This is a genomic window from Pseudomonas putida, from assembly GCF_001976065.1.
Lineage (GTDB): Bacteria > Pseudomonadota > Gammaproteobacteria > Pseudomonadales > Pseudomonadaceae > Aquipseudomonas > Aquipseudomonas serbica.
In genome coordinates, this window is the sequence record NZ_MNAH01000002.1 from 92,397 (window position 1) to 115,321 (window position 22,925).

Consider the following 22,925-nt stretch of genomic DNA (forward strand, 5'->3'; position numbering starts at 1 on the left):
CAATTGATCGGGGACGACACCAATATTGTGGTCGCCTGGCCCCTGTAGGAGCTGGCTTGCCAGCGATGGCAAACTCAAATTCAGCACAAGATTCAAAGGCCAAATACAGAGTGGGGAACTCAGAAGGATTTGCTGATGCTCGCCACAACCGTCGCGCTGCACACGTCGTCGAAGCCCCAGTTGCTGGTGCACTGGCTCTTCGACAAGTCGGTGTCGATGTAGCTCAGGCCCAGCATCACACCCGCCAGTTCGTGGGTCAGCTTGACCTCCCATTCGTGATACGAGTCCTCGGCTTCACCCGAGCTCGAATACAGGTACGGATCCTTGAAGTCCATCAAGCCATAACGCAGTTTCAGGCCGGTGTCGTAAGGCAACTCGGTCTCGTAACCGACATAGCTGTAGAGCGAGTTCTGCTCGCTGTCGATGCCCGGTGCATCGTCGGAATAGTAGGCGCCGAATTTCACCCCGTAGACACTCAGAATCCCGTAGACCTCACTCTGGTTGAACTGGCTCTCCTTCGGATACGAGTATTTGAGGTAGCCCAGGTCGAGGTTGATGGCGTCTGTGGCCTCCCAGAACCAACCGGCGTAGTAGTCGACCTCCTGCCGGGTCTTCAGGCCGCCGCCAAAATCGACGTTGGATGTCCACGCGCCCAGGTACAGGCCGCTGCTGTGCGCCAGGGTTGCACCGGCCTGCAATGCGGGGTCGTTCTGGGTTTGCGAGATGCCGCGGGTTCGGTAGTCGCTGGCCAGGGTGACATCCAGCAGCAAGGAGAAATCATCATTCAAGGGCACGGCCTGGCTGCACAACGGCAGCACACTCAAGGAACCGAGGGCGAGGAGGGTGAAAGCTTTCATGGGGTACGTCCCGCTATTGTGATTGTTATGGGCAGATTTCAAGCAAGGCTGCGCCGGGCCTCGTGCTGTAAAGCACGAGGTCGGGCAGTGGGGGTGTTGCAGTTTTTTGTCAGAGGGTTGCTGCGTAGACCTGCCGACCAGCGAACCAGGTCTGCAGCACTTGGGTGTCGTGCAGGGCTTTTTCGTCGACGCTGAACACATCGCGGTCGACCACGATGAAGTCGGCCTGTTTACCAGCGCTCAGCGAACCGATCTGTTTGTCCAGACCGATGGTGCGGGCGGCATTGAGGGTGTAGGCGTAGAACATGGTTTCGCGGTCGATCCGCTCTTTGGCGTTGAGCACGCCCAATGGACCGACCCGGGTCATGGCCTGGGCCATGGCGTTGAAGGGGTTGGGCGAGGACACCGGCCAGTCGCTGGCCCCGGAAATGGTCGCGCCCTGTTTGAGCAGCGAGTGCGCCGGGTACTGGTAACGGAACGCGAGGGCACTGACGTAAGGCTTGATCATGTCCGTGGTGTAGTCGTCGGCGCTGGCCCAGAGCAGTTGCATCGAGGCGATGACGTCGAGGGGCTTGAAGCGGGCGAACTCTTTCGGGTTGACGATCTGCAAGTGCGTGATGGAGTGGGTCACGCCGCTCTGCCGGTCCTTGCGCGCCTGGGCGATACCGTTCAGCGATTCACGCACCGCGCGGTCGCCGATGGCGTGGATGTGCACCCGCCAACCCCGTTGATCGATGGCGCTGACGAGCTCACCAAAGTGCTTCGGATCGATCAGCAATTCCCCCGGTTTGTGCGAGTTGGTGTAGGGGTCGATCATCGCTGCGCTCTGCGCCGGGTACTCGATCACGCCATCGGCGAAAATCTTGATGCCAGGCAACGTCAGGTTGGCAATGCCCTGGAATTGCTGGCGGACCTTGTCCAGGGTGTCGAGGTCGGCGGGAACGCTTTTGCCGTTGGCCACCAGCAGCGCCGCGATGTGGGCGGTCATGCCGCCGCTTTCGGACAGGGCCTTGTACACCGGCAGCACGCCGACGGTTTTCTCCGTGGGCTTGAGGGCGAAGATCGGCTCGCCGGGCGCGGCGTTGGCGGCAGGGTCCATCCATGCGGTGATACCGAGGCTGTTGTTGTAACTCACGGCGGTTTGCGCCGCTTTCAACATGTCGGCGGCACTCGGCGAGGGCATTTTCGACGCCACCCGGTCCCACCCGGCGTCCACCAGGAAGCCGTTGGGGCTGCCATCGGCCAGTGTGCCGATGGTGCCTTTCTCGGCGTCTGGCAGGGTTTTGAGCAGCGCCGAATCGATGCCGCCGCGCTTGAGCATCACGTTGTTGGCCCAGGCCGTGTGGTGGTCGCTGCCGGTGAATACCACGCCGACGTCGGCCCATTCGCCGCTGTTGAATTTTTTGCCTAGCGCTTCGGCCTGGGCCCAGTAAGCCGAGCTCATGCCGGCCACGCTGAGGACATCGCCGTGCCTGGCCTTGCCGTCGTCACGCCAGGCGCGCAGGCGTTTTTCCAGTTCGTCGAGTTCGACCACTTCATCTTCCATATTGGCCGAAACCATTTCCAGGCCACCGAAAATCGCGTGGGAGTGGCTGTCGATCAGGCCGGGCATCAGGGTCTTGCCGCCCAGGTCGATAACCTGGGTTCCTGACTCGATCAACGCCTTGATCTGTGCGTCGCTACCTACTTGCAGCACTTTGCCGTCCTGTACCGCCAGCGCCTGGACCTTGGGCTGGTTGCGGTCGGCGGTGAAGATCTTGCCGTTGAACAGCACCAGGTCGGTCGCTGCCATGGCTTCCAGGGAGGCAAAACTGACTGCCACCATCAACAGATTCGGGATGAATCTTTTCATTGAATGTTTCCTTGTTATTGCGTCTGATGGCCAGATTAGTGGCTTGCCGTGCTCGGCAGAACGCCTCGCTGACGAAAAACGTTTTTGCCTGGATGGAAAAAGAATGGACAAACTGGGTGCATTGAAAATGTTCGTGGTCACGGCGCAGCTGGGGAGTTTCAGCCGCGCCGCCGAGCAATTGGGCAAGACCCCGTCGGCCCTGACCAAAGCGGTCAATCACCTGGAGGCGGAACTCGGTGCGCGCTTGTTCGAGCGCAGTACCCGGCGGATTTCACTCACCGAATCCGGTCGGCTCTACCTGGAAACCGCGCGCCAGGTGTTGCATCGACTGGACGAGGCCGGCGAGGAAATCGAGCAGCTGCAGCATGGTTTGCGCGGCAGCCTGAAAATCACCGCGCCGCTGGCCTATGGGCAGGCCTTTCTCGATCAGGTGTGTGGCGGTTTTCTTGAGCAGTACCCGCAGATCAACCTGCAAGTGGACCTATGCGACGAGTTCGTCAATTTGCTGGAAAGCGGCTACGACCTGGCCTTGCGCGAAGGGCATGACGACCTGCCGGGGTTGATCGCACGGGTGGTCGGCAGCAATTGCCTGGCGCTGTGTGCCAGCCCGGCATACCTCGAACGCAAGGGGCGGGCGGTCAACCCGCAAACCCTCGACGAGCATGAATGGTTGCTGTATCGCCATCCTTTGCTCAGCCGCGAATTCTGGTGGGTCGAACGCGACGGCCAACGCCTGAGCCTGCCGCAGCCCCAGGCCCCGCGCCTGCGCAGCGACAACTACGACCTGCTGTTGGCCAATGCCCTGGCCGGGCGTGGTTTGTTGCACACACCGTTGTGGAGCGCGGCGCCGTACATTGCCGATGGGCGCCTGGTGCGGTTGATGGCCGACTACGACATCGACCCTGACAGCTTCGGCCCGCACATCCTGGCGGTGTACCCCAGCCATCGGCGCGCCACGGCCAAGGTGCTGGCGTTCATCGATTACATCGCAGGGTTTCTGGGGGACCGTGGCTTGGGCGATGGTCGTTAACGATAATGCGTGTTTTCTAGCTGAACGCGGCGCTGTGAAGTACATCGCGAGCCAGCTTGCTCCTACAGGCGCTTGTCAGATAAATCCAACAGGAGTACAAATGTACTCCATGACGACTCTGACTCCCCGCCGTACCGCCATCCTGACCTTTATTCGCGAGCGCATCGCCGAACACGGTCAGTCCCCAAGCCTCGCTGAGATCAGCGAAGCGTTCGGTTTCGCCTCCCGCAGCGTGGCGCGCAAGCATGTGCTGGCGCTGACTGAAGCCGGATTCATCGAGGTCAACCCGAATCAGGCCCGGGGCATACGCTTGCTCGGCCAGCCGCCGCGTCCCGAGTTGCTGGACATCCCGGTGCTCGGTCGGGTGGCGGCCGGTGCGCCCATTGGTGCCGATGCCGAGGTCCATAGCCGCTTGCTGTTCGATCCGTCGATGTTCTCGCGGGTGCCGGACTACATGCTGCGCGTGCGCGGCGACTCGATGATCGAAGACGGCATTCTCGACGGCGACCTGGTGGGCGTGCACCGCAGCCCCGAGGCCGTTAATGGCCAGATCGTCGTGGCGCGGCTCGACGGCGAAGTCACCATCAAGCGCTTCGAGCGGGTTGGCGACCGGGTTCGCCTGTTGCCACGCAACCCGGCCTATCAGCCGATCATCGTGGAAGCCGATCGGGACCTGGCCATCGAAGGGGTGTTCTGCGGACTGGTGAGGCAAGGCTGATGGGTGCCGTCGTAGCGCTTGATACGTTGTTCAATGGCGGCCAGGTCTGGAGAGGCCGACCTGCGCCGCCAGCGGCCAGTCCGCAACCCACCGGGCATGCCGCGCTGGATGCGGCGCTGCCCACGGGCGGCTGGCCGGAAGCGGCCCTGACGGAAATCCTCCTGGCCGGGCAGGGCGTCGGCGAGTTGCAACTGGTCTGGCCGGCGCTGGCGCGATTGTCGGCGGCGGGCGAGCGCATCGTCCTGGTGGCGCCGCCCTATGTGCCATATCCCCAGGCCTGGCAGAACGCCGGGGTCGATCTGCGTCAGTTGTCGATCATCCAGGCCAGTGAGCGCGATGCGCTGTGGGCGGCGGAACAATGCCTGCGTTCGGGCAGCTGCGGCGCAGTGCTGTGCTGGCCGCACAAGGCCGACGACCGCGCCTTGCGCCGCCTGCAGGTAGCCGCGGAAACCGGCTCGACCCTGGCGTTCGCCTATCGCTCGCTCAGTGAATCGGTCAACCCGTCGCCCGCGGCCCTGCGCATCGCCATCGATGCCAAGCCTGCCCAATTGCGGGTGCTCAAGTGCCGTGGCGGTTTGGCTCGTTCGGCACCGATTGCCTTCGCCGTGGGGCATTGAGGTTGCCATGCGCTGGGTGTGTATTCTGTTCCCGCAATTGGCGCTGGATGCGGTACTGCGCCAGCGCGCCAACCCTCAAGAGCCGCTGGCGCTGCTGACCGGCCCGGCCCAGCGTCGGGTGCTGCAGGCGGTCAATGGCCCGGCACGGGCGCTGGGCTTGCGTCCCGGCCAGTCCATGAGTGCCGCCCAGGCCTTGAGCAAGGGCTTTGCCACCGCGGAGTACGACGTCGCCGACATCGAACACTGGCAGCAATTCCTCGCCGCCTGGGCCTATCGGTTCAGCTCCCAGGTCAGCGTGCATTACCCGCGGGCGCTAGTCTTCGAAATCGAGTCCAGCCTGGGCCTGTTCGGCGCCTGGCCGCAATTTGAGGCGCGCTTGCGCAGCGAACTCGGCGAGCTGGGGTTTCGTCACCGCATCGTTGCCGCGCCCAACCCAGTGGCGGCGCGGATGCTGGCCAACGCCCACGATGGCCTGGTGGTGCCCGACGAACAAGCCCTGCAGCATCACCTCGGGCAATTGCCGGTCGATCGCATTGGGCTTGCGGCCAGCGTCGCCACGGCGTTGTCGCGCATGGGCCTGCGCACCTTGAGCCAGGTGCAGGCGTTGCCCCGGCATAGCCTGGCCCGGCGTTTCGAGGCCCAGGTGCTCAAGCACCTGGATACCTTGCTGGGGACACGCCGTCTTGCCCTGGCGTTCTACCTGCCGCCGGACCGTTTCGATGTGCGCATCGAGCTCAATTTCGATGTGCATTCCCATCAGGCCTTGCTGTTTCCGCTTCGTCGATTGACCGGTGACCTGTCCGCCTTCCTTTGCGGTCGGGACAGCGGTGTGCAGCGTTTCGACCTGCACCTGGAACACGCCGGGCTGCCAGACACGCTGATCAAAGTTGGCCTGCTCAGCGCCGAACGCGATCCGGCCATGTTGTTCGAGCTGGCCCGGGGACGGCTGGAGCAAGTCCAGGTCGAGGCCCCGGTACGCGGTTTTCGTCTGCGTGCCGAAGACTTGCCAACCTTCGTTCCACAGTTTCAGGAGCTGTTCGACGATCGCCCACAGCAGACCTTGCCCTGGGAGCAATTGCGCGAGCGCCTGCGCGCACGGCTGGGGGATGATGCGGTGCATGGCCTGCGCTTTCAGGCCGATCACCGGCCCGAGTGCGCGTGGCAGGCCAGTGCCGACCACCAGCCCAGTGCGGCCTTGCCAACCGTGCAGCGACCGGGCTGGTTGCTGACCGAGCCGCTGGCGGTGCACGTAGGCTCGGCCCGCATCCTCATGGGCCCGGAACGGATCGAGTCCGGTTGGTGGGACGGCGACGACGTGCGCCGCGACTACTACCTGATCGAAACCCGCGCCGGCCAGCAGGGTTGGGCTTATCGCTCGGTGGGCGAGGATGGACCATTGTGGCTGCAGGGCTGGTTCGCATGAGCGTCCAATACGCCGAGCTGCACTGCCTGTCGAACTTCAGTTTCCAGCGCGGTGCTTCCAGTGCCCTCGAGCTGTTCCAACGGGCGAAAAAACAGGGCTATCAGGCCCTGGCGATCACCGACGAATGCACCCTGGCCGGCATCGTCCGCGCCTGGCAGGCAGCGAAGTCCGTGGAGCTGGCGTTGATCATCGGCAGTGAAATGCGCATCGAAAATGGTCCGAAACTGGTATTGCTGGTGGAAAATCTCGAGGGTTACCAGACGCTGTGCCGGCTGATCACCCGAGCCCGACGCCGTACGCAGAAAGGTCAGTATCAAGTGCTGCGCGAAGACTTCGGCGAACCCTTGCCAGGGCTGTTGGCACTGTGGGTGCCGGACGCGGTCGATGCTGTTGAACAGGGTCACTGGTTGCAGCAAGTCTTCGCCGACCGCCTGTGGCTGGCGGTCCAGTTGCATCGCGGCCAGGACGATGCCCGGCGACTGAACGATCTCCTGGCGTTGGCCAGGGAACTGCGCATCCCGGCGGTGGCCAGCGGCGATGTGCACATGCACGCGCGCGGCCGCCGTGCCCTGCAGGACACCATGACCGCGATTCGTCATCACCTGCCGGTGGCCGATGCCGGGCTGCGCCTGCACCCCAACGGCGAGCGGCACCTGCGCGATCTCGATTCACTGCGCGAGCTCTATCCGCCAGCCTTGCTCGACGAAACCCTGAACATTGCCCGGCGCTGCACCTTTGACCTTGGCCAGTTGCGTTATCAGTATCCGCGCGAGCTGGTACCGGATGGACACAACGCCGCGTCCTGGCTGAGGGAATTGACCGAGCGCGGTATTCGCGAGCGCTGGCCCCAGGGGGCGAGCGAGAAAGTGCGCGGGCTGATCGACAAGGAACTGGGGCTGATCGCCGAGCTGGGTTATGAGAGTTACTTCCTCACCGTCCAGGACATCGTCGCTTTCGCCCGGCGCGAAAAAATTCTCTGCCAGGGCCGCGGTTCGGCGGCCAACTCGGCGGTGTGTTTCGCCTTGGGCATCACCGAGATCGACCCCGACCGGATGAACATGCTGTTTGAACGCTTTCTTTCCAAGGAGCGTGACGAGCCGCCGGACATCGATGTGGACTTCGAGCACGAACGCCGCGAAGAAGTCCTGCAGTATGTGTTCCAGCGTTATGGCCGGACCCGCGCGGCATTGACCGCCGTGGTCAGCACTTACCACGCGGCCGGCGCCGTGCGCGATGTGGCCAAGGCCTTGGGTCTGCCGCCGGACCAGATCAATGCCCTGGCCGATTGCTGTGGTCACTGGAGTGATGAAACCCCGCCGGTGGAGCGCTTGCGTGAGGGCGGTTTCGATCCCGAAAGTCCAGTGCTGCGCCGGGTATTGAGTTTGACCCAACAGTTGATCGGTTTCCCCCGGCACCTGTCCCAGCACCCCGGCGGCTTTGTGATTTCCGAGCACCCCCTGGACAGCCTGGTGCCGGTGGAAAACGCCGCGATGGCCGAGCGCACCATCATCCAGTGGGACAAGGACGATCTGGACGCGGTCGGCCTGCTCAAGGTCGATATCCTCGCGCTGGGCATGCTCAGCGCGATTCGTCGTTGTCTGGATTTGCTGCGCCGTCATCGTAACCTGGACTTGAGCCTGGCGACGATCCCCTCCGAGGACTCGCTGACCTACGACATGATTGGCCGCGCCGACACCATCGGCGTATTCCAGATCGAGTCCAGGGCACAGATGTCGATGCTGCCCAGGCTCAAACCGCGTAAATTCTATGACCTGGTGATCGAGGTGGCCATCGTCCGTCCCGGGCCGATCCAGGGCGGCATGGTGCACCCGTACCTGCGCCGGCGAAATAAAGAAGAGCTGGAAAGCTACCCCTCCGAAGAGTTGCGCGAGGTGTTGAAACGCACCTTGGGCGTGCCGCTGTTCCAGGAACAGGTGATGCAGATCGCCATCGTCGCCGCCAACTACAGCCCCGGCGAAGCCGATCAGTTGCGCCGATCCATGGCCGCCTGGAAACGCCATGGCGGGCTGGAGCCCCATAAGGATCGCCTGGCCGCCGGGATGAAGAAAAAAGGCTACAGCGCCGAATTCGCCGCGCAGATCTTCGAGCAGATCAAAGGCTTCGGCAGCTACGGTTTTCCCGAATCCCACGCCGCCAGTTTTGCCTTGCTGACCTACGCCAGTTGCTGGTTGAAATGCCACGAACCGGCGGCCTTCGCTTGCGCGCTGATCAACAGTTGGCCCATGGGTTTCTACAGCCCGGACCAGATTCTGCAGGACGCACGCCGTCACCATTTGCAGATTCGCCCGGTTGACGTGCGGGCCAGCGACTGGGATTGCAGCCTGGAACCCATTGCCGGCGCGCAACCGGCGATTCGCATGGGTTTGCGCATGATCAAGGGCTTTCGCGAGGAGGATGCCCGGCGTATCGAGGCGGCACGTTCGAAAGGCGCGTTTTCCGACATTGCCGACCTTGGCGAACGGGCGCGCCTGGATGCCCGCGCCCAGGAGCAACTGGCCGATGCCGGCGCATTGCGTGGGCTTGCCGGTGACCGGCATCGGGCGCGCTGGGCAGTGGCGGGAGTTGAAAAACAGCTCGGCCTGTTTGCCGGCTTGCCCCGTCAGGAGGAAGACGCGGTGGCGCTGCCCAAACCCACGGTGGGTGAGGACCTGCAGGCTGATTACAACAGCCTGGGCACCACCCTCGGGCCGCATCCGCTGGCCTTGTTACGCGGTGAGCTGAAAGCCCGGCGCTGCCGCAGTTCCAGGGAATTGCTTGATCTCGAGCACGGGCGACCGGTCAGCGTCGCCGGGCTGGTGACCGGTCGGCAACGGCCCAGCACCGCCAGCGGCGTGACCTTCGTCACCCTGGAAGACGAGTTCGGCAACGTCAACGTGGTGGTCTGGCGCGATCTGGCCGAGCGTCATCGCAAAGTGCTGGTCGGCTCACAGTTGCTCAAGGTCGATGGGCGCTGGGAGAAGGAAGGAGAAGTCCGACACCTGATTGCCGGACGCTTGAGCGACCTGAGCCCACTGCTCGACGGCATCACCGTGCGCAGCCGCGATTTCCACTGACCTGTGGCGAAGTGTTGCCTCCAATGCTTGTCATTTGAAATGGAAAACCTGTGGGAGCGAGCCTGCTCGCGATGGCGGTCTGACATTCAACATCGACGGTGTCTGATCGACCGCTTTCGCGAGCAAGCCCGCTCCCACAGGTTATGAATGTTGGCTGATTACTTGGTGATAGGCCAGAAGCGTTCGCCACCGCCTGGTGCATCGGTCCAGGCCTGCAACGAGCGGGTTGGCAGGTCGAAATAATCCCGCGTGCGCGCATACCCATGCCCGCCCATGCGCCCGATCGCATCAAGGCCGAGCTGATCGATGTACAGGGTTTTCGGATCGATCAATTCATCCCGTACATGGGCCATCAATACTTCGCCAAAGATGATCTCCCGTGACTGGCCGATGGACAGCGCCATCATCCGTCGGCATTCCAGGGCCACCGGCGCCTCGCCGATTCGTGGGCATTTGACCGTGGTACCGGGGATGGCGGTGAGGCCAGCGGCGGTCAGTTCGTCGAAACCCGGGGCGAAGGGCACGGCGCAGACGTTCATGGCTTCCACCAGGGCATCGCTGACGATGTTCACGGTGAATTCCTGATTGAGCTGGATATTGCGCGTGGTGTCCTTGGGGCTCTGGTCGCCGTAGTTTTCCACGCCCAGCGCGAGGATCGGCGGATCGGCCGACAGCGCATTGAAGAAGCTGAACGGCGCGGCATTGACGCGGCCTTCAGCGTCGACGGTGGTGACCAGGGCAATCGGCCTTGGCACCACGCTGCCGATCAGGATCTTGTATTTGTCGCGCGCACTCAGCGTGCTGAAATCGAAGCTTTGCATAGGCAGCATTCTCTAAAGGAGTGGATCGATGGCGCAGAGCGGCGCCTGTGCGCTGTAGTCGTCGGCGAACGGAATGGCCGGCTGGAACAGGGTCTTCCAGTCCGGTTGGCCGAAGGCGCGGTCGCTGTGGCTGCGCATCAGTTTTTCGAATTGCCATTGGGCCTGGCGTTGCAGGGCGGTGTAGTCGACACCTAGGACCTGACCGTCCTGCATCACGCAGCGGCCGTCGATGAAGCTGGCGATGCAATCGTCACCGCGCCCGGCCAGGACCAGGTTCTTCAACGGGTCGAACAGCGGCCCCAGGTGCAGGCCGCGCAGGCTGAATACGCTGATGTCGGCCTTGGCCCCCGGCGCCAGGCGCCCGAGATCGTCGCGGCCCAGGGCCTTGGCGCCGCCGAGGGTGGCGGCGTTATACATATCCAGGGTGCTGGTCAGTGCATTGCCGCCTTCCATCAAGCGCGCGATGTTCAAGCCCTGGCGCATGTTGTCCAGCAGGTCCGCCGGCCAGGTGTCAGTGCCCAGGGCGAAGTTGATGCTCTTGGCGCGATAGCGACCAAACGAGTTCAGCGCCTCACCGTCCCGGGCAAAAACTACCGGGCAATGCACCAGGCTGGCGCCGCCCTCCACCACACGCTGCAGATCATCATCGCGACGGGTGTAGATGCCATGGGGCAACAGGCTGCGCGGGGTCAGCAGGCCCAGCTCTGCAAGCCAAGCCAACGGCGAAAGACCGCGCAGGTTTTCAACCATCGCCACCTCGCCGAGCCCCTGGCAGCAATGCAAACGCATCGGCGCGTTGAGTTCGCGGCTCAGCGCGGCGGTGCGTTGCAACAGCGCCGGCGTACACGTCTGGATGCGATCCGGCAGCAGCGCGCCGCGAATCAGGCCGTCATGAGCGCCGTCGAAATCCTTGAAAAACCGCTCGGCCGCCTCGAGCCCCGCCATGCCCCGGGCTTCGTCCCAGTGATGGGCCAGCGTGCCGTCGGCCTGCCAGTAGCTCATGCCGCTCATGTAGCAGGGGCCCAGATAAGTCCGAAGCCCCAACTCGGCTGCCACACCGGCCACCGCGGCAAATTCGTCGTAGGTTTCCGCCCACTCGCGGTAGTACATCGAGGTGATCGGCATGGCCGTGGTGATGCCATTGCGGATCAACTGGGTGAAGGCGTAGCGGTATTTGAAGACTTCCTCGTCGGGGCTGTAGGTTTCCCGTGGGCCGCGCGCCAGATACTGCGCCGACCACATGCGGCCCATGTCCCGCTCTTCGCCGTTGTCCAGGGTCAGCACCGTGGAATCCAGGTCTCCCAGTGCATCCAGATCGATGAAGCCGGGGCCGATCAGCGCGTTGCCGTAGTCGAGCCACTGATCCACCTGCCCGCGGTAATCACGCCCGACAAACACAATGTGCGAGCCCTCGAACACCACTTCGCCATCGCGCCACAGCACATGCTGCGTGCCGTCGAAGCCGACCACGCAGCTGGCCCGCAAGCCGATGCGTTTCACAGGCGGCTTTCCAGCAAACGACCGCCGCAAGCGATCAATTGCCCGCCGCGATAAACCTGACGAACCGGTCGCGAAACCACGGCTTCGCCCAAGGTTTGCACAGGCATCAACAGGAAGTCCGCTGGCCGGCCAATCTCCAGGCCATAACCTTCACAACCCAACGCCCGGGCACCATTGACCGTTGCCGCTTCAAACGCCGCCGCCAGTTCGTCGTCCTTGTTCAAGTCGAAGCGCAACGCCAGCAGCATTGCCCGTTCCAGCATGTCGCCGTTGCCCATGGGCGACCAGGCGTCGCGAATACCGTCCGAGCCCAGGCAGACGTTGACACCGGCATCGCGCAACGCCAGGAACGGCGGCACCGCGCAATCGGCCGGCGCCGAACTCATCAGCGAAATACCCAGCGCCGCCAGCCGTTCGGCAACAGGCTTGACCTGGCTCCAGGGCAACATGCCCAGGCAATAGGCATGGCTGATCATCACCCGGCCTTGCAGTGCGAAGCGCTCGGTGTAGTCGGCGATCAGCGCGATCTGCCACAGGCCCAGCTCGCCCTTGTCGTGCAGGTGAATGTCGATCCCACGGTCGAACTCGCTGGCCAGTTTGAACACAAAGTCGAGTTGCGCGACCGGATCGTTGTCGATGCCACACGGGTCCAGGCCACCGACGTTTTCAACGCCCAGTGCCATGGCTTCGCGCATCAGCTCCGCGGTCCCGGGGCGGCTGATCAGGCCGGTTTGCGGAAACACCACCAGTTGCAGGTCGATCAGGTCGCGGTATGTTTCCCGCAGTTGCTGCATGGCTTCGACATGACGCAGGCCGAATTCCGGATCGATGTCGACGTGGCAGCGCATGGTCAGCGAACCACGGGCGATGCAGTTTTCCAGCAGGGCACCGGCCCGTTGTGCAATAGGGGCGGTGACTTCGCGCAGGATGCGCCGTTCGTTGGCGATGTAGTCCTTGAGGGTGGGGCCTGCACTGTTCGGGCGCCAGGGTTGGCCCCAGAGGGTTTTGTCCAGGTGCACATGGCTTTCCACCAGGGCGGGGGTGAGCAGGTGGTTCTGGCCGTCGATGTCGGTGACCCGCAACTCGGTGGTCGAGGCGGGGCGACGTTGGGTGAAGCGGCCGTTTTCGATCAGCAGGTCTTCGGCGGTTGAGCCGTAGGGGCGCACGTTGCGTAGCCAGCGGGGTTGGTTCATTGCAAGCCTCAATATCAAAGGTGTCTGGGCGGGCCTCTTCGCTGGCAAGCCAGCTCCTACAGTTGAACGTGGCCGTTCACAAGATCCCTGTAGGAGCTGGCTTGCCAGCGAAGGCCGCACTACGGTTTCAAGTGAGCCGATCAGCCCTTGAGCTTCGCCCAAATGCGGTCCTGCAGCTCCCGCGCCTTGTTGCTGCATTCCTTCTCCGGGCGCAGGCGCGAGGCGAATTCATCGGGCATGTTGATGGCGTCCATCACCCGCCATTTGGCGTCGATCAACGTGTCGCTCTGGATGCCGTTGGCGTAGGCGATGGCGTTGGACACGGCGGCGGCGTTTTCCGGTTTCATCATCCAGTCGATGAAGATCCTTGCGTTACCGGGGTGCGGCGCACTTTTCGGCACGGCGAAGTTGTCCTGGAACATCGCCAGGCCTTCCTTCGGGTACACGTATTTGATCGTGCTCTTCTGCAAGGTGGCCCGCGCTGTAGAACCGTTCCAGTTCTGCATCATGATCACTTCACCGCTGGCCATGCGGTCGACGGTGTTGTCCGAGCTGTACATCTTCAGGAAGGGTTTCTGCTTTTGCAGCAGTTCGAGGATGCGCTTGGCGTCCTGGGGGTTTTCGCTGCATTCATCGACATTCAGGTAGTGACTGGCGGCGTTGATCACGCTGCTGGATGTATCGAGGGCGGCGAGTTGGCCTTGCAGTTCCTTGCGCGGTTCGAAGAACTCTTTCCATGAGTCGTCCAGTTTGCCGCCGGGCACGCGGGCACTGTCATAGGAAAACCCGGTGGTCCCCCACAAGTACGGTGCCGAGAACTTGCGGCCAGGGTCGAAACTCGGGTCGCGGAACGCCGGCTTGACGTGCTGGAAGTTGGGCAGGGCCGAGGCATCGATTTGCAGCAGCAGGTCCTGGTTGATCAGGGTGCGCATGATCGATTGCGACGGCACGATCACGTCGTACGCCGCGCCACCGGCCTGCAACTTGGCCAGCAGGGTTTCGTTGCTGTCGTAGCCGTCCATGGTGACCTTGATCCCGGTCTCTTTTTCGAACTTGGCCAGCAGGTCGACCGGGTAGTAGTCGGTCCAGTTATAGAAGAACAGTTCCTTGGGCTCGGCAGCCTGGACGCTGAACGCAGTGAAGCAACTCAAGGCCAGGCTGGCAACGGCGAAACGCATGCTTTTCACTTTCATGGGCGAACACTCCAGGCTTATTGTTGTTTGCCGCGCTGTCCCAGCCAGAAGGCCAGCACCACCAGCACGATGGAAATCACCAGCATCAGGGTCGAGATCGCATTGATCTCCGGCGTCACGCCGGCCTTGATCGCGGAGAAGATGTACACCGGCAGGGTGGTCGAACCGGGGCCGGCGACGAAGAAGGTCATGATGAAATCGTCGAGGCTGACCACGAACGCCAGCACTGAACCGGACAGCACCGCCGGCCACAACAGCGGCAGCGTGACCCGGCGGAACACTTGCCACGGGTTGGCGTACAGATCGTTCGCCGCTTCCAGCAGGCTCTTGTCCAGGTCATTGAGCCGTGCGCGAATCGGCAGGTAGGCGAAGGGAATGCAGAAGCCGATGTGCGCGACGATCACCGTCAGCAACCCGAGCTTGATCCCCAGCGCCATGAACAGCAGCAGGGTCGCCACGGCGGTGACGATCTCCGGCAGGATCAGCGGCAGGTTGATTCCGCCTTCGACCATCTTCTGCCCATAGAACGGCCGGTAGGTCGCCAGTGCCGCCAGCAGCGCAATCGCCGTGGCACAGACCGTGGCGATGCTGGCGACGATGATCGAGTTCAGCGCGGCGGTCTGGATCGAGGGGTTGGCCAGGATCCGCCCGTACCAGGCGAACGAGAACTCGGTCCACACCGTCGCCGAACGGTTGGCGTTGAAGCTGTAGGCGATCAGTACGAAGATCGGCAGGTACAGGTAGGCCAGGATCAGCAGGCTGACTTCCCGGGTCACTGGCAGTTTTTTCAAGTGCAGGGCGATCATGCGGTCTCACCTCGACGAAGCGTTTTGGCGCAGCTGCGGCTATAGAGGGCGTACACCACCAGGGACAGCAGCAGAATCCCCAACAGCAGGAACGACAGCGAACTGCCCAGTGGCCAATTGCGCGCGGTGCCGAACTGTTGCTGGATCAGGTTGCCGATCATCAGCGTCTTGCCGCCGCCAAGAATCGCCGGGGTGATGAAGGCACCGAGGCTCGGCACGAACACCAGCAGGGAACCGGCGATCACCCCCGGCATCGACAGCGGCAGAATGATCCGCCGCAGCGCGTGCCAGCGGTTGGCCCCCAGGTCATAGGCGGCTTCCACCAGGCGCCAGTCGAGTTTTTCCAGGGTCGAGTAGATCGGCAGGATCATGAACGGCAGGAAGCTGTAGACCAGCCCGACGCTGACCGCGAAGTCGTTGTAGAGCAGGGTGATGCCGCCGGCCTGGGGGAACAGCGCGTTGAGGCTCTGGGCGACCCAGCCCTGTTCGCGCAGGATGATCAGCCAGGCGTAGTTGCGGATCAAAAGGTTGGTCCAGAACGGGATGGTGATCAGCAGCACCATCAGGTTGCGCCGCCGCGGGGTCAGGCTCGACATCCATAGCGCCACCGGAAAGCCGAACAGGAAACACAACAGCGTGGTGCCACCGGCCTGGAACACCGAGCGGATCAGCGCCTGGGCGTAGACCCAGTTCAGCTCCATTTCACCGTCGAAACCTTCCTGGAAAAACAGCTGCACATAACTTTGCAATTGCCAGTCTGCCTGCCAGTCGACGCCGCCATAGACGTTGCGCGGCAACAGGCTGATGTAGCCCATGATGCCCAACGGAATGGCGATCAGGGCCAGCAGGGTCAGGACCACCGGGCTGAGCAACAGCGCACGGTTAAGGGCTGGGGAAGTGCTGCTGACGCTCATCTCAGGCCTCCATCAACAGGCAGGCGTGGGGTGGCAGGTTGACCGCGACTCGGTCGCCGACCCCGCGATTGCGGTTCAGGCCTTCATTGTTCTCGCGCAGCATGACCTTGATGTCGTTGTTCAAGCGGCATTGATAGAGCGTGGCCGTGCCCACATACAGCACGGCTTCGATCACGCCGCGCAGGTGATGCGGTTGTGTTGGATCGACCAGCTGCGAGCGTTCCGGGCGAAACGCCAGTTGCACCTTGCTGCCGTCGAAGCCTTGGGCCGGGCAGGGGATTTCAACCGGCATGCCGTTGGGCACGAAGAGCTTTTCATTCTGCTGGCCACGTTTGATATGGCCGGGAAGGAAGTTGATGTCGCCGATGAACTGGGCAACAAACTGATGTTGCGGGCGTTCGTAGATATCGTTGGGTGTGCCGATCTGCAGGATCTTGCCGGCGGACATCACGGCGATGCGATCGGACAGGGTCAGGGCTTCTTCCTGGTCGTGGGTGACGAAGATGAAGGTGATGCCGGCTTCTTTTTGCACGCGCTTGAGTTCAACCTGCATTTCCTTGCGCAGCTTGAGGTCCAGCGCCGACAGCGGCTCATCCAGCAACAGCACCTTGGGTTTCGGCGCCAGGGCCCGGGCCAGGGCCACGCGCTGCTGCTGGCCGCCGGACAGTTCGGCGGGTTTGCGCTTGGCCAGGTGTTGCATTTGCACCAGCGCCAGCATCTCATCGACCCGTTGCGGGATCAGCTTGCGATCAAGACCCTGCATCTCGAGGCCGAAGGCGATATTCTGCGCGACACTCATGTGCGGAAACAGCGCGTAGCTCTGGAACACCGTGTTGACCCGACGCTTGAACGGCGGCAGATCGTTGACCGGTTCGCCCGCCAGGCGAATCTCGCCTTCGCTGACGTGCTCGAAGCCGGCGATGGTGCGCAGCAGGGTGGTCTTGCCGCAGCCGGAGGGGCCGAGCAGGGTAAAGAATTCGTTGTCGGCGATGTCGACGGACACATTGTCCAGGGCTGGCGCCAGCCCGGGATCGTCGGAATATCGCTTGGAGACGTTTCGCACTTCAATTGCAACTGGATGACCCATAATGGTGCATTCCTCTAATTATTGTATGCAAAATCTGGATGCAATTTAGAAATACCCGGATTAACCTGCTTGTGCAACCCCCTTTTTCAAGGCTGTTCATTCGCCTGGGGCGGGTTGCGTAGCGCTCAAGGAGTCATCGAATGGCGGAAAAGAAACTGGAAACCACGGTCGACCGCGTCTACCAAGGGGTTTACGAGGCAATCAGCAAACGCTCGCTGCGTCCGGGCATGAAGCTGGGCGAGGCGTCGTTGGCCGAACTTTTCAATGTCAGCCGCACCTCCGTGCGTGCCGCGCTCAAGCAACTGGAAGCCGATGGACTGGTCACCACCGAGCCCAATAAAGGGGCATCGGTGTCGCTGCCGAGCGACGAAGAGATCCGTTCATTGTTCGAAACCCGGCGCCTGGTCGAGATCGGCATCGTCAGCGAACTGTGTCGCCGGCGCGATACGGCGGTGACCCGGGATCTGCGCGATCACCTGCTGCTGGAGGACGAGGCGCATCGCAACGGTGACCATGAACGCTTGATCCACCTGCTCGGCGAGTTCCACATCAAACTGGCCCGCAGCCTGAACAACCCGGTGTTGCTCGACTGGTTCCAGAAGCTGATCTCCCGTGCTTCGCTGTACGCCGCCGCGCTGGACGACGACAGCCACGAAGCCTGCCGCGACGACGAACACCTGCGGTTGATCGAGTACATCGAGGCGGGCAACCAGAGCGCAGCGATCGAGCTGACCTGTATTCATTTGAACGGGATCGAGAAGGCGATCCTGGATGTGGCGGCCACGTTGAAAACGGGGTATCACCCGCTCAAGCATTTGATTGAGGTGTAATCTTTCCCGACGGCGTCAATTTCTCGAATCAGCTATACCTCTATGAAACCATTGCCATCCGCGATGCTCGAATCAAACGGGTGCAATTACCGGGACGCAGAGCCAGTCGATGCAGTTTCTAGAAGATAGCCACGGGTGTGCTGGCTGGAACGGCGAAATGGCCGAGCGTATTCGTGCGTTCGACTGGAGCCGGACCGAGCTGGGCAACCTTGATTCCTGGCCCAGAAGCCTGAACAGTTCGGTGCAGTTGATGCTCGCCTCGCCGCTGCCGATGGTGATGCTGTGGGGGCGGCCCGGCTACATGATCTACAACGACGCCTATTCGAAGTTTGCCGGCGGACGCCATCCCTATCTGTTGGGTTCTCCGGTAGAACTGGGCTGGCCGGAAGTGGCTGAGTTCAATCGGCATGTGGTCGATACCTGCCTGGCCGGCGGCACCTTGGCCTACCGTGGTAAAGAGTTGGTGCTGCTCAGGGACGGCGTCCCCGAAGACGTCTGGCTGGACCTTTATTACAGCCCGGTGGCTGACGATGACGGCAAGCCCGCCGGGGTCATGGCGATGGTCGTCGAGACGACGGAGCGTGTGATTTCCGAACGCCGCCGCCAGGCGGCCGAAGATGCCTATCGCGCCGATAACGAGCGAGTACGCCTGGCGCTGAATGCCGGCGCCTTGCTCGGGTCATTTGTCTGGGACGTCAAGGCCAATGTGCTGAGCGGCGATGAGCGTTTCGCCCGGACCTTTTCCTACCCCGCCGAGCAAAACCTCGCCGACCTGCCATCGGAAATCGCCGAAACGCGGATTCATCCCGATGACCTCGGCTGGATGCAGGAACAGGTCCGGCAATCAGTGGCAACCGGCGAACCTTTCAACGCCGAATACCGGGTGCTGCGCGCCGATGGCAGTTACCGTTGGGTACTCGCCAGTGGCTGCTGCGAGTTTAACGAGCAGGGCGAACCGTTTCGTTTCCCCGGGGTGTTGATCGACATCCATGAACGCAAGACCGCCGAAGAATCCTTGCTCAGGTTCACCCGCAATCTGGAGCAGCGAGTCGCCGACGAAGTCGAAGCGCGCCTGGCGGCGGAAGAGCAATTGCGTCAATCACAGAAACTCGAAGCCATTGGTGGCCTGACGGGGGGCGTGGCCCATGACTTCAATAACCTGTTGCAAGTGATCGCCGGCAACCTGCATTTGCTGGCCCGGCATGAGCCGCAAAACGCCAATGTCCAGCGCCGGGTGGCGGCGTCGATTGCCGCCGTCGAGCGCGGGGCAAAATTGTCTTCGCAATTGCTCGCGTTTGCCCGGCGCCAGCCGTTGTCCCCGGCAATCTGCAGGCCTCAACAGATATTCGACGGCCTGGGTGAGTTGTTGCAGCGTGCGCTGGGCGAAACCATCCACGTCCAGATGAGCGCTTCACCGGATTCCTGGCAGGTCTTCGTCGATCGCAATCAACTGGAAAACGCCATTCTCAACCTGGCGATCAATGCCCGTGACGCCATGAAGGGGGAGGGGACCATCGAGCTGAGCGCCGAGAACATCTACCTTGACCAAGGATTTTGCGCTGGCAAGGGCATCGTCGCCGGCGACTATGTGCGGGTGTCGGTGGCGGACAGCGGTGCAGGCATGCCGCCGCAGGTGCTCGCCCAGGCGTTCGAGCCTTTTTTCACCACCAAGCCCGATGGCCAGGGCACGGGGCTGGGCTTGAGCATGGTGTTCGGTTTCGTCAAGCAGAGTGGCGGGCATATCGAGATGTCCAGCATCGTTGGGCAGGGCACTCGGGTGCAGATGTACTTTCCGCGCAGCCTGCGTTCGATGGACGGTGAAACGCCCCGCGCCGATGTGCCGCATAAGGGTGCCAACGAGCGCATCCTGGTGGTCGAGGACAATGAAGCGGTGCGCGTTTCAACGGTAGAGTTGCTGCGCGAAGAAGGTTATCAGGTGCTCACCGCCGCCAATGCCGACGTTGCCATGCAGATGTTGCTGGAGGGCGCGGTGGTGGACCTGATTTTCACTGACGTGGTCATGCCCGGCCTGATAAAAAGCTCGGATCTGGCGGCATGGGCCAAGGTGCAGAATCCCGCGGTGGCGGTGTTGTTCACCTCGGGCCACACCCGGGACATCATCTCGCGCAACCACCAGCTCAGCCCGGATACCCATTTGCTGAGCAAGCCCTATGGGCCGCAAGCGCTGACGCAGATGATTCGTACCGTACTCAACGGCTGAACACAACCTGTAGGAGCTGGCTTGCCAGCGAAGGCGTGAGATCAGCCCATTGGTACATTGACTGCGAAGCCGCTTTCGCTGGCAAGCCAGCTCCTACAGTTTTCAATCCTCTTACCAAGGCTGGGCCATGACTGACGAGCGCACCTCGAATCCAATTTCCGGCATGGTCAGGGTGCGGGGCGCCCGGGAGCACAACCTGAAGAACGTCGATGTCGACATTCCTCGCGATGCCCTGGTGGTGTTCACCGGGGTGTCCGGTTCAGGCAAGTCGTCCCTGGCGTTTTCGACCCTGTATGCCGAGGCACAGCGCCGCTACTTCGAGTCCGTGGCGCCTTATGCGCGACGCTTGATCGATCAGGTGGGCGTGCCGGATGTCGATTCCATCGAGGGCTTGCCGCCCGCGGTGGCCTTGCAGCAACAACGGGGCACGCCGAGCACGCGCTCTTCGGTGGGCAGTGTTACGACCTTGTCGAGCCTGATCCGCATGCTGTATTCGCGTGCCGGCAGTTACCCGGCGGGGCAACCGATGCTCTACGCCGAAGATTTTTCCCCGAACACACCCCAGGGCGCGTGTGCGCAATGCCATGGCCTGGGCCGTGTGTACGAGGTCACCGAAGCGCTGATGGTGCCGGACCCGAACCTGACCATTCGCCAGCGTGCCATCGCGTCCTGGCCCATGGCCTGGCAAGGCCAGAACCTGCGGGACATCCTGGTGACCCTGGGGTACGACGTCGATGTGCCCTGGCGCGACCTGCCGAAAAAGCAGCGTGACTGGATTCTCTTCACCGAAGAAACCCCGACGGTGCCGGTCTACGCCGGGCTCACACCGCAGGAAACCCGGGTCGCCCTCAAGCGCAAGATGGAACCGAGTTACCAGGGCACCTTCACCGGCGCCCGGCGCTATATCCTGCACACCTTCAGCCATTCGCAAAGTGCGCTGATGAAGAAGCGCGTCTCGCGTTTCATGCTCGGCAGCCCTTGCCCGTTGTGCGAGGGCAAGCGCCTCAAGCACGAAGCACTGTCGGTGACCTTCGCCGGCTACGACATCGGTGAACTGTCGCAGATGTCATTGCTGCAAGTGGCCGAAGTGCTCAAGCCGGTGGCCGCCCGACACTATTTGGAAGAAGGTGAAGAGCGCGATGAGGCGGGTGAGGTATTGACCCACCAGCAGACCCGTCAGGCCCGTGAAGAGCGCGTGGCCCACGGTGCCAGTGGCCACGCCAATGCCCCCGATGTGCGCCACACGCCGAATCTCTCGGTGGAAAAACGCCTCGCCGCGCAACGCATTGCCCAGGATTTGCTGGAACGGGTCAGCACCTTGACCGACCTTGGCCTCGGTTACCTGGCCCTGGAGCGCAGTACGCCGACGCTGTCGTCCGGCGAGTTACAACGCCTGCGCCTGGCCACACAACTGGGCTCGCAGTTGTTCGGCGTGATCTATGTGCTGGACGAGCCCTCGGCGGGGTTGCACCCGGCTGATGGGGAAGCGCTGTTCGAAGCCCTGCAACGCTTGAAAGCGGCGGGCAATACCCTGTTCGTGGTCGAGCACGACCTGGAAACCATGCGCCGCGCCGACTGGTTGATCGATGTCGGCCCGGCGGCGGGCGAGCATGGCGGCCGGGTGCTGTACAGCGGCGCTCCGGCGGGGTTGGCCGCGGTGCCGGATTCGCAGACCCGCGCCTATCTGTTCGCCGACCACGCCAGCCAACCTCGCCGCGCCCGCAAAGCCAGCGACTGGCTGCGCCTGGAGGGCGTCACGCGCAACAATCTGGATAATCTGAGTGTCGAGTTTCCGCTGGGCTGTTTCACGGCGGTGACGGGTGTGTCGGGTTCGGGCAAATCCAGCCTGGTCAGCCAGGCGTTGCTGGAACTGGTCGGGGCGCATCTGGGGCGTCCGGACGCCGAGAGCGAACCGCAGGAACTGAGCCTGGAAGATGACGCGCCGACTGTCAGTGGCGGACAGGTCACGGCGGGGCTGGCGTCGATCAAGCGCCTGGTGCAGGTCGATCAGAAACCCATTGGCCGCACACCGCGCTCCAACCTCGCGACTTACACCGGGCTGTTCGACAACGTGCGCAAGCTCTACGCCGCCACCCCCGAGGCGCAGGCGGCGGGCTACGACGCCGGTCAGTTCTCCTTCAATGTCGCCAAGGGCCGCTGCCCGACCTGTGAAGGTGAAGGTTTTGTCAGCGTCGAACTGTTGTTCATGCCCAGCGTCTACGCGCCATGCCCCACCTGCCACGGCGCGCGCTACAACCCCGAGACACTGGCGATTAGCTGGCAGGGCCTGAGCATCGCCCAAGTGCTGCAACTGACGGTAGACCAGGCCGTGGAGGTGTTCAGCGAACAAGCGGCGGTGCGCCGCTCTCTTGAGGTGCTGCGCGATATCGGCCTGGGCTACCTGCGCCTCGGTCAACCGGCGACCGAGCTGTCCGGTGGTGAGGCCCAGCGCATCAAGCTGGCCACCGAACTGCAACGCAACCAGCGCGGGGCGACGCTCTACGTGCTTGACGAACCCACGACGGGCCTGCACCCACGCGACGTCGATCGCTTGCTCGAGCAATTGAACAACCTGGTGACAGCGGGGCACACGGTGATCGTCGTTGAACATGAGATGCGCGTGGTGGCGCAGAGTGACTGGGTGATCGATATCGGCCCAGGGGCGGGGGACAAGGGTGGCAAAGTCGTCGTGGCGGGGGAGCCCAAGAAAGTCGCTGGCAGCAAAAAGAGCCGGACGGCGCCTTTTCTCGCCCGGGTTCTTGGAGCGTGACACGCATCTGTAGGAGCCG

Annotated in this window: 17 protein-coding genes; 8 read left to right on the forward strand and 9 right to left on the reverse strand. The window is 62.7% G+C overall.

What is annotated here, in order from left to right:
* Nucleotides 1-119: 119 nt before the first annotated feature.
* Together BKX96_RS07080 and BKX96_RS07085 are read right to left on the reverse strand one after the other, a co-directional pair.
* A complete protein-coding gene (locus BKX96_RS07080) occupies nt 120-857 on the reverse strand; it encodes a TorF family putative porin (protein WP_046820191.1) in 738 nt (245 codons plus the stop codon).
* Nucleotides 858-966: 109 nt separating this feature from the next.
* Nucleotides 967-2,709, reverse strand: a complete 1,743-nt coding sequence (locus BKX96_RS07085; RefSeq protein WP_077183216.1) for an amidohydrolase — start codon at nt 2,707-2,709, stop codon at nt 967-969.
* Nucleotides 2,710-2,812: 103 nt separating this feature from the next.
* On the opposite strand from BKX96_RS07085, the gene BKX96_RS07090 reads away from it, so the two are divergent.
* From BKX96_RS07090 to BKX96_RS07110, 5 genes are all read left to right on the forward strand, one after another.
* The gene (locus tag BKX96_RS07090; protein WP_077183217.1) at nt 2,813-3,739 is read left to right on the forward strand and encodes a LysR family transcriptional regulator; all 927 of its coding nucleotides are present in this window, start codon (nt 2,813-2,815) and stop codon (nt 3,737-3,739) included.
* Between the two features lie 100 nt (nt 3,740-3,839).
* The gene (lexA, locus tag BKX96_RS07095) at nt 3,840-4,457 is read left to right on the forward strand and encodes a transcriptional repressor LexA (RefSeq protein WP_046820188.1); all 618 of its coding nucleotides are present in this window, start codon (nt 3,840-3,842) and stop codon (nt 4,455-4,457) included.
* A complete protein-coding gene (gene imuA / locus BKX96_RS07100; RefSeq protein WP_077183218.1) occupies nt 4,457-5,074 on the forward strand; it encodes a translesion DNA synthesis-associated protein ImuA in 618 nt (205 codons plus the stop codon). The genes lexA and imuA overlap by 1 nt, the downstream gene beginning before the upstream one ends.
* Before the next feature lie 7 nt (nt 5,075-5,081).
* Nucleotides 5,082-6,497: a Y-family DNA polymerase gene (locus BKX96_RS07105; RefSeq protein ID WP_077183219.1), complete on the forward strand. Its 1,416-nt coding sequence runs from the start codon at nt 5,082-5,084 to the stop codon at nt 6,495-6,497.
* Complete coding sequence (locus BKX96_RS07110; protein WP_179092135.1) at nt 6,473-9,571, forward strand: error-prone DNA polymerase; 3,099 nt, start codon at nt 6,473-6,475, stop codon at nt 9,569-9,571. The genes BKX96_RS07105 and BKX96_RS07110 overlap by 25 nt, the downstream gene beginning before the upstream one ends.
* Before the next feature lie 158 nt (nt 9,572-9,729).
* Here BKX96_RS07110 and BKX96_RS07115 read toward each other — a convergent pair whose 3' ends face one another.
* The 7 genes from BKX96_RS07115 to BKX96_RS07145 form a co-directional block, all read right to left on the reverse strand.
* Nucleotides 9,730-10,392: a flavin reductase family protein gene (locus tag BKX96_RS07115; RefSeq protein ID WP_046820184.1), complete on the reverse strand. Its 663-nt coding sequence runs from the start codon at nt 10,390-10,392 to the stop codon at nt 9,730-9,732.
* Nucleotides 10,393-10,404: 12 nt separating this feature from the next.
* On the reverse strand, nt 10,405-11,892 hold the full coding sequence (locus BKX96_RS07120; RefSeq protein WP_077183221.1) for an amidohydrolase family protein: 1,488 nt from the start codon (nt 11,890-11,892) through the stop codon (nt 10,405-10,407).
* Nucleotides 11,889-13,085 (reverse strand): amidohydrolase family protein, encoded by a 1,197-nt coding sequence (locus BKX96_RS07125; protein WP_077183222.1) that lies wholly within the window; start codon nt 13,083-13,085, stop codon nt 11,889-11,891. Before BKX96_RS07125 ends, BKX96_RS07120 begins: the two co-directional genes overlap by 4 nt.
* Nucleotides 13,086-13,225: 140 nt before the next feature.
* Nucleotides 13,226-14,278: an extracellular solute-binding protein gene (locus BKX96_RS07130; protein WP_077183223.1), complete on the reverse strand. Its 1,053-nt coding sequence runs from the start codon at nt 14,276-14,278 to the stop codon at nt 13,226-13,228.
* A 17-nt stretch (nt 14,279-14,295) separates the two neighbouring features.
* Nucleotides 14,296-15,084, reverse strand: a complete 789-nt coding sequence (locus BKX96_RS07135; protein ID WP_046820180.1) for an ABC transporter permease — start codon at nt 15,082-15,084, stop codon at nt 14,296-14,298.
* On the reverse strand, nt 15,081-15,998 hold the full coding sequence (locus tag BKX96_RS07140; protein ID WP_077183224.1) for an ABC transporter permease: 918 nt from the start codon (nt 15,996-15,998) through the stop codon (nt 15,081-15,083). The genes BKX96_RS07135 and BKX96_RS07140 overlap by 4 nt, the downstream gene beginning before the upstream one ends.
* A 1-nt stretch (nt 15,999) precedes the next feature.
* A complete protein-coding gene (locus tag BKX96_RS07145; RefSeq protein WP_046820178.1) occupies nt 16,000-17,085 on the reverse strand; it encodes an ABC transporter ATP-binding protein in 1,086 nt (361 codons plus the stop codon).
* 140 nt (nt 17,086-17,225) lie between these two features.
* On the opposite strand from BKX96_RS07145, the gene BKX96_RS07150 reads away from it, so the two are divergent.
* From BKX96_RS07150 to BKX96_RS07160, 3 genes are all read left to right on the forward strand, one after another.
* Nucleotides 17,226-17,915, forward strand: a complete 690-nt coding sequence (locus tag BKX96_RS07150; protein ID WP_046820177.1) for a GntR family transcriptional regulator — start codon at nt 17,226-17,228, stop codon at nt 17,913-17,915.
* Between the two features lie 109 nt (nt 17,916-18,024).
* Nucleotides 18,025-20,136 carry a hybrid sensor histidine kinase/response regulator gene (locus BKX96_RS07155; protein ID WP_077183225.1) on the forward strand — a complete coding sequence of 704 codons (2,112 nt, stop codon included), beginning with the start codon at nt 18,025-18,027 and terminating at the stop codon, nt 20,134-20,136.
* Nucleotides 20,137-20,263: 127 nt separating this feature from the next.
* Entirely contained in the window at nt 20,264-22,906 is a 2,643-nt protein-coding gene (locus BKX96_RS07160) for an excinuclease ABC subunit UvrA (protein ID WP_077183226.1), read from the forward strand.
* Nucleotides 22,907-22,925: the final 19 nt, after the last annotated feature.